This window comes from Massilia sp. Root418, assembly GCF_001425265.1.
GTDB lineage: Bacteria > Pseudomonadota > Gammaproteobacteria > Burkholderiales > Burkholderiaceae_D > Rugamonas.
Genome location: NZ_LMEC01000025.1, coordinates 65,838 through 79,956, shown reverse-complemented (window position 1 = coordinate 79,956; position 14,119 = coordinate 65,838). Strand labels below are relative to the sequence as shown.

The 14,119-nt window shown below is 65.7% G+C and carries 9 protein-coding genes and 1 tRNA gene; 7 read left to right on the top strand and 3 right to left on the bottom strand.

The genetic code is table 11. From position 1 onward, the window contains the following. Positions 1-167: 167 nt before the first annotated feature. Positions 168-2,027, top strand: a complete 1,860-nt coding sequence (locus ASC94_RS27160) for an ABC transporter ATP-binding protein/permease (protein ID WP_082616881.1) — start codon at positions 168-170, stop codon at positions 2,025-2,027. A 31-nt stretch (positions 2,028-2,058) separates the two neighbouring features. On the opposite strand, the gene ASC94_RS27155 is transcribed toward ASC94_RS27160, so the two are convergent. Continuing rightward, complete coding sequence (locus ASC94_RS27155; protein WP_056403720.1) at positions 2,059-2,886, bottom strand: type 1 glutamine amidotransferase domain-containing protein; 828 nt, start codon at positions 2,884-2,886, stop codon at positions 2,059-2,061. Positions 2,887-3,097: 211 nt separating this feature from the next. On the opposite strand from ASC94_RS27155, the gene ASC94_RS27150 reads away from it, so the two are divergent. Beyond that, a complete protein-coding gene (locus tag ASC94_RS27150) occupies positions 3,098-3,505 on the top strand; it encodes a hypothetical protein (protein WP_056403717.1) in 408 nt (135 codons plus the stop codon). Positions 3,506-3,690: 185 nt separating this feature from the next. Here ASC94_RS27150 and ASC94_RS27145 read toward each other — a convergent pair. After that, positions 3,691-3,766, bottom strand: a tRNA-Phe gene (locus ASC94_RS27145). Between the two features lie 123 nt (positions 3,767-3,889). Here ASC94_RS27145 and ASC94_RS27140 point away from each other — a divergent pair. From ASC94_RS27140 to ASC94_RS27125, 4 genes are all read left to right on the top strand, one after another. Continuing rightward, positions 3,890-5,764 carry a glycosyltransferase 87 family protein gene (locus tag ASC94_RS27140; RefSeq protein WP_157201612.1) on the top strand — a complete coding sequence of 625 codons (1,875 nt, stop codon included), beginning with the start codon at positions 3,890-3,892 and terminating at the stop codon, positions 5,762-5,764. A gap of 135 nt (positions 5,765-5,899) precedes the next feature. After that, the gene (locus ASC94_RS27135) at positions 5,900-7,285 is read left to right on the top strand and encodes an aryl-sulfate sulfotransferase (protein WP_056404334.1); all 1,386 of its coding nucleotides are present in this window, start codon (positions 5,900-5,902) and stop codon (positions 7,283-7,285) included. A gap of 83 nt (positions 7,286-7,368) precedes the next feature. Next, positions 7,369-9,774, top strand: coding sequence for a TonB-dependent receptor (locus tag ASC94_RS27130; protein ID WP_229417429.1), 2,406 nt, complete (start codon positions 7,369-7,371; stop codon positions 9,772-9,774). 13 nt (positions 9,775-9,787) lie between these two features. Next, complete coding sequence (locus tag ASC94_RS27125) at positions 9,788-11,209, top strand: sulfatase (RefSeq protein WP_082616878.1); 1,422 nt, start codon at positions 9,788-9,790, stop codon at positions 11,207-11,209. Positions 11,210-11,453: 244 nt separating this feature from the next. Here ASC94_RS27125 and ASC94_RS27120 read toward each other — a convergent pair whose 3' ends face one another. Beyond that, positions 11,454-12,503 carry a hypothetical protein gene (locus ASC94_RS27120; protein ID WP_157201611.1) on the bottom strand — a complete coding sequence of 350 codons (1,050 nt, stop codon included), beginning with the start codon at positions 12,501-12,503 and terminating at the stop codon, positions 11,454-11,456. Between the two features lie 94 nt (positions 12,504-12,597). On the opposite strand from ASC94_RS27120, the gene ASC94_RS27115 reads away from it, so the two are divergent. Then, positions 12,598-14,055 (top strand): cytochrome P450, encoded by a 1,458-nt coding sequence (locus tag ASC94_RS27115; RefSeq protein WP_229417428.1) that lies wholly within the window; start codon positions 12,598-12,600, stop codon positions 14,053-14,055. The last annotated feature ends 64 nt before the right edge of the window (positions 14,056-14,119 follow it).

The window sequence follows — 14,119 nt, the reverse complement described above, 5'->3', positions numbered from 1 at the left end:
AGCAAGCAGCCCAGGATGGCTCCGTGTCATTTTTTTGGCGATAACCGTTCTTATGTCCGTTTCCGCACTGAACGGCCTCGTGCCTCGCCGTATTCTTGGCGTGTGATTCCGGCAGCGAGGCATGCCGAATCTAACGTTCCATCCTTGGCTAAGACTGCGGTATAACTATGAGCACGCCTCACTCCACCAGCAAGAGCGGCACGGCCGCTCCCACCAGCGAGATCCCGGCGCCGCCGGCGAGAAAACGCCGTGTTCCCTTGTTGTCGCTCGCCGCATGGCGGCAATTCGTCAGCGTGGCCAAGCCGTATTGGCTGGGCGAAGAAAAAAAGAAGGCCTGGTTCCTGCTGACACTCCTGATCGTGTTGATGCTGGCCGAGACCAAGTTCGCCGTCATGCTGAACAACCAGGCCGGCGAGATGACCTCGGCGCTGGCCGCCAAAAACGGCGACCGCTTCTGGACGTCGGTGCGCGCCTGCCTGTTCGTCCTTGCGTTCGCCGTGCCGATTTATGCGTTCTATTACTACATGCGGGACTTGTTCGCCAATCACTGGCGGCGCTGGCTCACCGGCCGTTTCCTGGACGGCTACCTCAAAGGGCGCAAGTACTACCACCTGGGTTCCGACAGTGAAATCGATAATCCCGACCAGCGTATCAGCGAAGACATCAACACCTTCACCGGCCGGTCCATCCACTTCCTGCTGATCTTTTTAGGCTCCGTCATGCAGCTGGTCGCGTTCAGCGCGGTGCTGTGGTCGATCTCGCATTTGCTGGTGGGCGTGCTGGCGGCGTATGCGCTGATCGGCACCGTGGTAGCGCTCTACGTCTTCGGCACGCCGCTGATCCACCTGAATTTCCTGCAGCTGCGGCGCGAGGCGGACTTCCGCTTCAGCCTAATGCGCCTGCGCGAGAAGGCCGAATCCATCGCCTTCTACCGCGGCGAGGCGCAGGAGCGCGCGCACATCGACAGCAAGTTCGAGAAGGTGTTTCACAACTTTGCCCGGCTGATCAGGAAGCAGCGCTCGCTGAACCTGTTCCAGCGCACCTTCAGCCAGCTCACGCTGGTGCTGCCGGGCGTGATCCTGGCCGACCGCGTCTTGTCGGGCGAACTGGAAGTGGGACGGGCCATCCAGGCTGCCGGTGCATTTACAGCCGTGCTCGCAGCGGTGGCGGTGATTGTCGACAATTTCGAGAGCCTGAGCCGCTTCGTGGCGGGCATCGGCCGGCTGCAAGTGCTGTCCAACCTGGTGCTGCCCGGCGTGCAGCCCGAGGCCGAGCCGGACGGCGCGCACCCGCGCATCCAGCTGCGTCCGGGCGAGCACATCGCGCTGGAAGCGCTGACCCTGCATCCGCCGGCCTCCGAACGCGTGCTCATCAAGGAGCTGACGCTGGCGCTGCGGCCGGGCGACGCGCTCCTCATCACCGGCGACAGCGGCTGCGGCAAGAGCTCGCTGCTGCGCGCCATCGCCGGTTTGTGGCACACCGGCAGCGGGGTCATACAGCATCCGCCACTGGACAGCGTTTTCTTCTTGCCTCAGCAGCCCTACCTTCAGCCCGGCACGCTGCGCAGCCAGCTGATTTACCCGAGCGCGGAGTCCAGCCTGGACGACGAGCAGTTGCTCGCGATCCTGGAGCAGGTCCATCTGCCGCAGCTGGCCGAGCGCGTGGGCGGCCTGGGCGCAGTGCAGGACTGGGAAAAGCTGCTGTCGGTCGGCGAGCAGCAGCGGCTGGCCTTCGCCCGCGTGCTGGTGCATGCGCCGCGCATTGTGATCCTGGACGAAGCAACCAGCGCGCTCGACAGCGGCAACGAAGCCTCGCTCTATGAACGCCTGCGCAGCAGCGGCGCCACCCTGATCAGCATCGCCCACCGCCCCGCCGTGCTGCGTCACCACACCCATGTGCTGCAATTGCTGGGGGAGGGCGCATGGGCGGTGCATGAAGCAAGCGGCTTCCGGTTTGACGGGCAGCTGCCCGGCCCCGCCGGCGGCAACGATCCCCAGCCGCCGCCGCTCAAGGTCGTGGCGGCTTGAGCGGCGTGAGCGGCGAGAGCCGGCCTGTGGATCAGTGCAGCTTCTTCAGCATGGCCAGCGCCACCGCCTTGGCCGACTGCGGATTCTGGCCGGAGATCAGCTCGCGGTCTTCCACCACATTTTCGCTCCAGGCCTTGGCTTCCACGAAGTTGCCGCCGGCCGCGACGAGGCCGTCCTGCGGGAACAGCTTCATCTGTCCGCCGTTCAGGTAGCCCTTGGCCTGCTCCTCCTCCTCGTTGGTGAAGGCCGTCATCTTGTAGCCCGTGTAGATCCACTGCGCAGGCTGCGGACGCTGGCCCGATTCCAGCTTGCCCACGTAGCCGCGCGCGTCCGGGATGGTGGACAGCAGGGCGATCGTGCCGTGGCAGGTCAGCCCGGTCACCTTGCCATTGTTGTGGAAGCTGGTCAGCAGCTCGCCCAGGTCCTTGTTCTTCAGCAGGTCCTGCATCGGAATGTGGCCGCCGGGTACGAACACCGCGTCGAACTTGTCGTAGCCGATGCGTTTCACCTGCGCCAAGCTGATTGCCGGCGAGCCCGCCTTGGCGGTCAATTTCAGCGTGGCCAGCAAGGCCTTGCTTTCCTGGCGCGCTTTTTCATTGCCGCCCCAGAAATTCACATCGTCCGACTTCTGGTCGGCCGACGGCGCCTTGCCGCTGGGCGTGGCGAAGACGACGGTGTGCCCGGCGGCGATGAAGGCCTGGACCGGCTCCATCAGCTCGTTCAGGAAGAATCCGGTCTGCATGACTTTGCCGTCTTTGAGGTCCAGCTTGTCCTGGTCGGACACCACCACCAGCACGGTGCCGGCGGTGGCGAGATTGGCGGCGGCGGCCAGCAGGCCGGCGAGTATGGTCTTTTTCATTGAGAACTCCAGAGTAAGGCGGGCGGCTTGCCCACGGACATCGCCAGCGTATTGCACACGCCGGGGGCTGTAAATGTCCGGTGATTTACTTTACTTATTACATCAGGTAACAAGCGGGCGTTCAAGGCTGGGTTGGGCTGTGCTACAGTGAGCGGAGTGCCACTGCGCACATCTGGGCAATCAGTTGGGTTCGATCAATGACTTGAAAGATATGACGACGAAGCTCGGAACGATTAAAGCCATCGGACATAACTTCGCTGATTCGTTTGCGAGTGGAATCGGCCTTCTGGTGGGATATTATGCGATGGATGTTTTTGCCGAAGCGGCTGCCTCGAAAGAGGGGTACATTCTCGTGGATTTCCTCAGAGCGACCACTACGGGCTCGCCTGCGTCCCCCAGTCTCGCCCGTGCAGTTTTACTCTATCGGGAAGTACTTCCCGAGTTCTGTGCCAAGCACGGGGTTAAGCTGGAAGATATAAGCTCGTTTCAAGTTCGGTTCGGAACTGATGCTGCATATGGAAGGCACTTCCTCGTTACCATGGAAAACGCCCGGGGCCGGCAATCAGCGGTCAGATACTTTGGCGTGCCGGGAAGGCGATTGCGCGGCGTGCGGCGATAAGCCCAGGCCAGCTGCGGGAACGTTGTCCTGAGCCCATACGCGCAGTATAAGGAACTCGTCGATGATGAGGAGCTCTTGAAGGCGACCATGTGTGCTGTCTTGTGCGTCGCATAAGCCGGCAGTCACTGCATGCTAGAAACAAAAACGCCCACTTGCATGAGTGGGCGTTGCGTGAACGATGTTCTTGGTGGCCCGGGGCGGAATCGAACCACCGACACAAGGATTTTCAATCCTCTGCTCTACCAACTGAGCTACCAGGCCAAGAGCCCGCAATTATACAAACCAAATTTCGATTTGCCAAGCCCCTGTTTGATTTGCATTTCTGGCAAGGCTGCTGCTTGGACGCACTATAATGCCACCTTCCCGATTTTTTGCTGTTAGACCATGACGTCTTCCCTCTCTCTGCTGTTACGGCCCCTCGTTGCCCTGGAAGCCTGGTTCGCGCGCCGCACCCGGGCGCTGTCCGGCCCGCGCGCCCCCATGCTTGCCGCAGTGCTGGTGCCGCTGCTGTTCGGCCTCATGTCGCTGATGCTGGGCCAGGACGACGGCTGGGATATGAAGAACTATCACCTCTACAACCCGCACGCGCTGCTGAACGGCCGCATGGGCGTGGACATTGCGCCCGGCCAGTGGCAAAGCTATTTCAACCCCACGCTGGACCTACCGTACTATCTGATGACCGCCTGGTTCCCCGGCCCGGTCACCGGCTTCGTGTTCGGTGTCCTGCATGGGCTGAACTTCGTGCTGCTGTTCGCCATCGCACGCTGCGTGCTGGGTGCGGACCAGGGCGGCGGCTACCGCGTACCGCTGCTCCTGGGGATAGCCGGCGCATGCAGCGCCGGCTTCCTGTCGGAGCTGGGCAATTCGATGGGCGACAATATGACCGCGCTGCTGGTGCTGGGCGCGCTGCTCATCCTGCTGCGGCGCTGGGACCAGTTGCAGCAATGGAGCCGCGCCGCCGTGCTGGCCGCGCTGGGCGCCGGCTTCGTCATGGGCCTGGGCACCGGCCTGAAACTGACCAATGCCACCTATGCGCTGGCATTGTGCGCCGCCTTCGCCGTGGCGCCCGGCACGCTGTGGCTGCGCTTCCGCCTCGCCTTCCTGTTCGGCGTCGCCACGCTGGCCGGCATCGCCGTGACGGCCGGCTGGTGGCTCCTGAAGATGTGGCAGGCTTTCGGCAATCCGCTGTTCCCGCAATTTAACGGCATCTTCCGCAGCCCGCTGGCGCAGCAAGTGGCCGTGATGGATGCCTTCCACTTGCCCAAGAACGCGCTCGAAGCGCTGTTCTGGCCCATCGTATTCACTTTCGACTTCCTGCGGGTGTCGGAAGTGGCGCTGCGCCAGACCATCTGGCCCATCGTGTACCTGCTGTTTATCGGCGTGTGCGCCTATCTGCTGTTCGTGCGCGTGACCAAGCGGCGCGATGGCAAGCCCGCGCTGGCGCCGCGTGCCTGTTTTGTGCTGGTCTTCTTCGCGCTGGGCTACCTGGGCTGGATGAAGCTGTTCAGCATCCACCGCTACCTGATCCCTATCGAGATGCTGGCGCCGCTGGTGGTGTGGGTGCTGCTGCAGCGTGTCCTTGCGCCGGGTGCTGCACGCCGCGTGGGCGGCTGGGTGCTGGCCTTCACCACGCTGGCGGTGTTCCCCTTCGTTACCTGGGGCCATGCGCCATGGGCCAGCAAGAGCTTCAGCGCCGAGCTGCCGCCGTTTGCGCAGCCTGCGTCCACCATCGTGTTCACCGCGCACGTGCATCCGCCCATGGGCTGGATGGCCACGCTCATGCCGAAAGAGGTGAGCGTGGTGTCGCTGGTGGGCTTCCCTTCCACCCCGGCCCACGTGGACCGCATCAACGCCGTCATCGCCAGCCGCCCGGGACCGCATTACGCCATGCTTTACGCCAACAAGAACTACAAGCAGGACAGCGTGCCGAGAAAGCTCAAGCTGGCGCAGATGCTGGGCCTGACCGAAAGCGAGGCCGGCTGCGCGAAGCTGGACCGCATACTGAAGCGCGTGCGCTTCCAGGTGCAAATGCAGCCGCTGGCGGGCGCGCCGGGCGGGCAGCATTGCGCGCTGGAGCTGCAGCCGAAGTACCGCATGGACTTGCCGGCGCTGGACCGCGCCGTGGTGGCCGAGGCGCAGAAGACGCTGCAAGGCTACGGACTGGCGCTGGACGGCACCGCCTGCAAAATCTACCCGGCCCACATCGGCGCCGATCCTTATCCTTACCAGCTGTGCCCTGTGATGGTCGTGCCGCGCTGAACCTATGTATTTGGCTATGAGCTAATGCCGGGGCGCCAAATAATATTATGCAAAATGATTCGTGGTGCGCCGCCGCGCGCCTCCCTATGATGCAGTCTCGAATTTCAACATTGCGGGATGCACAAGGAGGCGGTGATGGCGGTAGCGAAGGCAGGTGCGGCATGGGGAACGGTTGCGGCGGCGGGCGCCTGGCTGGCGATGGCGGCCGGCGCTGCGATGGCGGGGCCCAGCGTTTACCCCACCGGCGTCACGCGCTACGATCCGGCCCGCGCCTATAACAGCTACGTGGTATTCAGCGGCCAGGACAAGAAGACCCACCTGATCGACATGAACGGCAACGAGGTGCGCCAGTGGCCGCACGAGGGCTTTCCGCCTTTGCTGCTGGAGCCTGCGCTGGCGGGCGGCAAGCAGGGCAACATCCTGCTGCAGCTGGGCAGCGTGCCCGGTGCGCAGACCACCGGCAATGGCCTGGGCAACACCAGCATCGGCGAACTCGATTGGAACGGCAAGGTGGTGTGGCAATGGGGCGCCGGCGCACAGGAAGCGTATGGTTCGGCCTCGGTGGCCAGCAGCGGCGCGCCGGGCGGCGCGGCCAAGCAGCACCATGACTGGCGCCGCCTTGCCAACGGTAACACGCTGGTGCTCGCCAACCTGGTGCACAGCGTGCCGGGCTTCCAGGCCGCACAGGTGCTCGATGATGTGATTTATGAGGTCACGCCGTCCGGCGCCATCGCGTGGAAATGGGTGGCGTCCGACCACCTGGAGGAATTCGGCTTTACGCCCGAGGCGCTGAAGCTGGTGCGCGCGGCGCGGCCGCACCTGGGTGCCGGCCCGGTGGACTATCTGCACGTGAACAATATGGCCGTGCTGGGCGCGAACAAGTGGTTCGAGCAGGGCGACCGGCGCTTCCATCCCGATAACATCATCATCGGTTCCCGCGAGGCGAACTTCATCGCCATCATCGACAAGCAGAGCGGCAAGGTGGTGTGGAACCTGGGCCCGGACTACCAGGCCATTGCCGGCTCCAAGGTACCGCGCGCCGTGGACCAGATCATCGGCCCGCACGACGCGCACCTGATCGCCAAGGGTTTGCCCGGCGCGGGCAACCTCCTGGTGTTCGACAACCAGGGAGAGGCGGGCTATCCGCGCGTGAGCCCCGGCATCTTCCCGCATTCGCGGGTACTGGAGATCGATCCGGTCAGCAAGCAGATCGTGTGGCAGTACACGGCCGCCGATTCCAGCCAGACCCAGTGGAGCTTCTACAGCGCCTTCATCAGCAGCGCACGACGCCTGCCGAACGGGAACACGCTGGTGGACGAAGGCATGAACGGCCGCTTCTTCCAGGTGACGCCGCAGGGCGACATCGTGTGGGAATACGTCAGTCCTTATTTCGGCAATTCAGCCGTCGGTGGTGGAGGCAAGCAGGTGAGGACCAACTGGGTCTATCGCGCGCAGCCGGTCCCTTACGAATGGGTCCCACAGGGCACTCCGCGCTCAGAAAAAGCGCTCGCCGACAAATAACAAAGCAATCCGCAGCGCCCTTCATGCCGCATGCCGCACAGGCAGGGGAGCGCTTGCGCAAAAATTCAAACAAGGGGAGTACCGTGGTACAGAAATCCGCAGCAAACCGTCTCGCCAGCCGCAGTCCATCGCGGCCGGTTCCGCAACTGAGTACCATCGCGCTGGCCGTGCTGGCGCTGGCTGCGCCGCTGCATGCCGCCGCCGATGCAGCGGAAACGGCAGCAGAAACCGCCGCCGATGTGCAGGCCGAAGCCGCTGCCGGTGCGGCCGCCAGCGTGGGCACCGCCGCCGCCAGCGGCGCCGAGCCGGTCATCGTGGGCGCCGTGCAAAGCGTGCTGGTGACGACCCGCCGCCGCGTCGAGAGTTCGCAGAACGTGCCCACGCCGATGACCGTGCTGGGCGAGGATGCGCTGGACGGCAGCCGCACCTACCGCGTGCAGGATCTGCAGCAGCTGCTGCCCAGCACCACCATCAACTACGTGCATGCCCGCCAGATGAGCTTTGCCGTGCGCGGCCTGGGCAACAATCCGGCCAGCGATGGCCTGGAAGGCAGCGTCGGCATCTACCTGGACAATGTCTACCTGGCCCGCCCCGGCATGGCCGCCTTCGACGCGCTCGACGTGCAGCAGCTGGAACTGCTGCGCGGCCCGCAAGGCACGCTGTTCGGCAAGAACACTACCGCCGGGGTGCTCAATATCGCCACCAAGAAGCCCACCTTCAACCCGGAGCGCAGCATCGAGCTGTCCGGCGGCCGGTTCGGCTACGGCCAGGCCAGGCTGGTGCTGTCCGGCGGCCTGACCGACACGCTGGCGGGCCGCCTGTCGGCCTACAAGACGCGCGACGACGGCTACATCACTAACCTGTATGACGGCGGCAAGGTACAGGGCGGCGACCGCCAGGGATTCCGCGCCCAGGCCCTGTATGAACCGAACCGCGACTTCAGCCTGCGCCTGATCGCCGACTACAACGAGGAAGACTCCAACAACGGCACACTGGTCTTCTACAACGCCGGCCCAAGCGGCCGCGCGATCGCGCAGGCCAAACTGGTGGGCGCCACGCCGGTGCTGGACCCGGCCCAGCGCGCGGTCAACCTGGACAACGGCTCGCACGTGACGGTGCACCAGGGCGGCGCTTCGGCCGAGGCCAACTGGACGCTGGCGGGCGACCATAAGCTCACCTCCGTCAGCGCCTATCGCTACTGGAACTTCACGCCGCGCAATGACGACGGCCTGCCGGTACCGGTCACCCTGAACGTGGGCGCCTCCGCGCGCCACAAGCAGTTCACGCAGGAGTTGCGCTGGGCCACGCCGTCCGGCCAGGCGCTGGAGTCGGTGTTCGGCGCCTATTACTACTACCAGGAGCTGGACAACAACTCCTTCACCGTCAACGGCCCGCTGGCCGATATCTACAACGGCAATCCGGCAGGCGCCTGGGCCAACCTGAGCAGCGACGCGCCCGGCCAGCTGCGTGTGAACAGCTACGCGCTGTTCGCCCAGTCCACCTGGCACGCCACGGACAAGCTGGACGTCACCGCCGGCGTGCGCGCCAGCTACGAGGACAAGACCGCGCGCGTGCTGCGCTACGCGCCCACCGGCGGCGCGCCGGTCACAGGGGCGGCGCTGGCCGCGCGCAACGCCCGCTACGGCGCCTACGATTCCGGCACCCTGGGCCTGACCCAGTTCAGTCCCACGGCGCTGCTCAGCGTGGGCTACAAGGCTACGCCGGAAGTGCTGCTCTATTCGAGCCTATCGCACGGGGAAAAATCCGGCGGCATCAACCTCGCCGTCCCGGGCACAGGCGGCGCAGCGTCGATGCTGGTGGGGACCGAGCGCGCCAATGCGCTGGAGCTGGGCGTGAAAAGCAGCTTGCTGAACAACCGCCTGCAACTGAACGGCAACCTTTTCGCCACCGTGGTGCACGGCTATCAGAGCAACGCTTATGACCCGGTCAGCCGCAGCTCCTATCTCACCAACGCGGGCGACGTCAGGACGCGCGGCCTGGAAATCGAAGCCATCGCCACGCCGCTGAAAGGGCTGACGCTGCGCGCCAACGGGTCCTTCAACGACGCCAGCTACCTGGACTACCGCAACGCGCCTTGCCCGCCGGAGCGCGCCGCCACCTTCTGCGACCTGTCCGGCCGCAACGCGCTGGTGAACGCGCCGCGCTGGATCGGCAACCTGGGCGCGCAGTACGCGCACGCGGCGGGGGAAGGCCGGCAAGCCTATTACAACGCCAATTATTCCTACCGCGCCGCCACTTACGGTACGCTGGACGCCTCCGAGTATTCGAAGATCCCGGCTTACAGCGTGAGCAATTTCTCTCTGGGCCTGCGCACCACGCGCGGCGCGGCGTGGGACGTGTCGCTGTGGGTGAAGAACGCGTTCGACAAGCACTACTACACCAGTATGTGGAATAGCGGTTTCGGTTCCTACAACGCGGTCATCGCCACGCCGCGCACCGTGGGCGTTACAGCCCGTCACGAATTCTGAACGAGGAGAACACATGAGCATCAACAAGAAACGCCGCGCCGTCGTTGCCGGCCTGGGAGGGCTGTCGGCCCTTTCTGTTGCACCATCGCTGGCGCTGGCGGCCGGCAAGGGCCGCCCGCAGAACCAGCCCAACGTCATCTTCATCCTGGCCGACGACCTGGGCTGGGGCGACCTGAGCGTCTACGGGCAGACCGATTTCCGCACGCCCAACCTGGACAAGCTGGCCGCGCAAGGCGTGCGCCTGACGCAGGCCTACTCCAACTCGGCGGTGTGCTCGGCCACGCGCTTCGGCCTGATCACAGGCCGCTACCAGTACCGCCTGCGCGGCGGCCTGGAAGAGCCGATCGCGGGCCCGTCGGAAACGGTCGGCCTGCCGCCCGAGCATCCCACCTTGCCGTCGCTGCTGAAGAAGGCCGGCTACAACACGGCGCTGGTGGGCAAATGGCACCTGGGCTCCCTGCCGAATTTCGGCCCGCTGAAAAGCGGCTACGATTCCTTCTACGGCAATTACGGCGGCGCCATCGATTACTTCACCCACAAGCCGGGCGTGGGGCCGGACGTGAAGGAGGATCTGTACGAAGGCGAGGTGGCGGTGCACGAAGTGGGCTATTACACCGACCTGCTGGGCGAGCGCGCCGCCGCCTTCGTGAAGAAGCAGGACAAGTCCAAGCCCTTCTTCCTGTCGCTGCACTACACCGCACCGCACTGGCCATGGGAAGGCCCGAAGGACGAGGAAGTGGCTAAACAGATCGACAACATCTTCCATTACGACGGCGGCGACCTGGCCACCTACGCCAAGATGGTGGTGTCGCTCGACGCGTCCATCGGCCGGGTGCTGCAGGCGCTGGAGAAGCAGGGCCTGGCGGAGAACACCATCGTGGTTTTCACCAGCGACAACGGCGGCGAGCGTTTTTCGAAAACCTGGCCGTTCAGCGGGCAGAAGACCGAGCTGCTGGAAGGCGGCATCCGCGTGCCCGGCCTCGTGCGCTGGCCGGCGCGGCTGAAGGGCGGGCAGGTGAGCAAACAGGTGGCCATCAGCATGGACTGGCTGCCGACCCTGCTGGCGGCGGCGGGCACGCAGCCGGATGCGGCCTATCCGTCCGACGGGCAGAACCTGCTGCCGGTGCTGCTGGGCGAGCAGCCGCCTGCCGAGCGCACGCTGTTCTGGCGCTACAAGGCGAACGCGCAGCGTGCGGTGCGGGCGGGCGACTGGAAGTATTTGAAGATCAACGGGAATGAGTACCTGTTCAATGTGGAGCAGGACCAGCGCGAGCGCGCCAACCTGGCGCGCAAGCATCCGGAGCGGCTGGCTGAGCTGAAGCAGCAGTGGGAAGCGTGGGACGCGTCCATGCTGCCGATTTCGGACGACGTGCGCACCCACGGCGTGGGCGCCAAGGCACAGGCGGATAAGTATTCGCCACAGGCCAATGACTGAGGCGGCGCTGTCGGGTTACGCGCGATGCGCTAACCCGACCTACGGCGTCACCGCGCCGCCGGCCTGGCAACCCATTACGGCGCCACGGTGCCTCCGGCGTGGCAACCTGGCGTGCATCACGGCGTCACGGCGTCACGGTGCCGCCGGCCTGGCAACCCGGCATGCATCACGGCGCCACGGTGCCGCCGTCCTGGCGATCCGTAGGGCGGGTTAGCGCCGAAGGCGCGTAACCCGCCGTGCACCGCTACGGTTCGCGGCGCCGGTATTGCAGTGTTGTGCCGGCGCTGTCGAACAGCAGCACCAGTTCCGCCATCCGCGGCCTGCCGTCCTCCCCCTTCGGCAGGCCCGAGGCGGGCGGATACTGGTACTGCCACACCTCGTAGCCGCTGTCGAAGCGCAGCGCGGCCGCTGGCTCCCCCAGCGCCGCGCGCGCCGCTTCTTTGCTGGCCACGCCGGGCGGCACCGGCGGCCCGGCTTCGTCCATATACTCAAAACTGAGCAGCGCATCGTCCGGCCAGGCACGGTCCCAGATCGGCGCGTAGTAGCTGCGGTCCAGCAGCACCTGGCAGTCGCAATAGGGCAGGGTGGCGGCGGTCTGCGTGCCGCCCGCGTACAGGGCGCGGAACGGCAGCGCCACCGAGCGGCCGTTCGCATGCAGCGTCACCCCGAACAGCGGCCGGTCCGCAAACTGCAGGTAATTGCCCTCCGGCGAAGCGCACACCTTGTCCGCATCGGCCAGCATATCGCTCAGCCATCCGAACAGCGCGGAATTGTTCGACACCAGCCCCGCCTCCATGCCCACCAGGCACTCCAGCCGCAAATCGCCGAGCCGCCGCATACCGGGCGGCACGCCGATGCTGCGCACCATGGCGCGCCAGGTCATGCTGCTGGTCTTGCGGTTGGCCACCAGGGCGGCATCCTCACGCCAGGCCCGCTCGTTGCGCTCCAGCGTGAAACTGTGGTCCGGTCCCATTGGCACGGGCAGCGCGATGCTGTCGCCCACCACCTTCAAGGCCACGCCGTCCAGCTTCACGCCGGGCTGGCGCGGCAACACCTGGAAGCGCAGCGAGGAACGCGGCGCCAGCGTGCGCGCCCGTTCGTAGCGCTCCATGCCGCGCACCATCTTGCGGTAGGACTTGTCCACCGGGTCCCGGGTGTAAGGCACGGTGACGGTGGCGACAGGCGCGGCGTCCGCGCTCTGCGCCGCAGCGGCGCTGCAGCCTGCGCAGGCGATGATGGCAGCGATCGCGGCCCTGGCCGGCCTTGCAAAGATAGGAGTGGCTTGCGTGTCCATGCGCCGATCTTACGCCTGCCGTGCGGACAGCGGCGCAGCGTCGGCGCTGCGCCGGCCCATACCAACGGCGTGCGCGATCCGCTATGATGTCAGGATGTCTACTATTCTTCCTATGTCCACCGAAGGCCAGCCGCCGCTGCGCCGGATCTCGTCGCTGCCCGGACCGCGCCCATGGCCGCTGGTCGGCAATCTGCTGCAAGTGCGGCCGCTGAGCGTGCACCGCGACATCGAGCGCTGGTGCCAACGCTACGGCAGCTTCTTCCCCGTGTATTTCGGCCGCACCGAAGTGCTGGTAGTGGCCGACCACGAAGCGGTGGCCGCCATCCTGCGCGACCGCCCGGACGGCTTCCGCCGCCCCGGCGTGACGGCCAGGGTGTCCGACGAAATGGGCGGCCTGCCGGGCGTGTTCATGGCCGAGGGCGGCGACTGGCGCAACCAGCGCCGCATGGTGATGCAGGGCTTCGCGCCGCACGCCATCAAGGCCTATTTTCCCGCGCTGGTGAAAGTGGCGCTGCGCCTGCAGCGCCGCTGGGACGGCGCCGCGCAGGACGGCCGCGAAATCGACCTGGCGGCGGACTTGAAGCGCTACACGGTGGACATCATCGCCGGCCTGGCCTTCGGCACCGAAGTGAACACCATCGACGGCGGCGAAGACACCATACAGCGCCACCTGGACGACATCCTGCCCGCCGTCGCGCGCCGCAGCATTGCGCTGTTCCCTTACTGGCGCTACGTGAAGCTGCCGCAGGACCGCCGCCTGGACCGCTCGGTGGCCGCCATGGCCAGCGCTGTCGATGAGCTGATCGTGCAGGCGCGCGCGCGCATGGCGGCCGATCCCGCCCGCGCGGCGCGTCCCGGCAACCTGCTGGAAGCCATGATCGCCGCCGCCGACCAGCCGGGCAGCGGCGTGGACGACCGTTCCGTGGCGGGCAATGTCTCGACCATGCTGCTGGCCGGGGAAGACACTACCGCCAACACCATCGCCTGGCTGCTCTACCTGCTGCAGCGCCATCCTCGCGCCATGCAGGCGGCGCGCGAGGAAGTGCTGCGCCACGCCCCGGACCCCGCAGCCTTCAGCATCGGGCAGATGGACGCGCTGGACTACCTGGACGCCTGCATCCAGGAAGCCATGCGTTTGAAGCCGGTGGCGCCCTTCATGCCGCTCGAAGCGCTGCGCGACACGGCGGTGGCGGGCATCGAAGTGAAGGCGGGCGCCCTGGTGTGGTGCGTGCTGCGCCACCACACGGTGTCGGACAGCCATTTTCCGCGCGCCGCCGAATTCGATCCAGAGCGCTGGTTGCCGGACGCGCAGGGCGCCGTCGCCGCCGACAAGAAGGTGGGCGTGCCTTTCGGCGCCGGGCCGCGCACCTGTCCCGGGCGCTATCTGGCGCTGCTGGAGATCAAGATCGCCATGGCCATGGTGCTGGCGCGCTACGACATCGCCGCCGTGCAGACCGCGTCGGGCGCGGAGGCCGGGGAAATCATGGGCTTTGTGATGTCGCCCGAGAACCTGGTACTGCGCCTGCAAAGACGCGACCTATCGTCTCGCTAAGATTGATAGATAAATATAATTACTAGTGTGACAATTGTATAGAATCTAACTTGTTGTTTGAAAT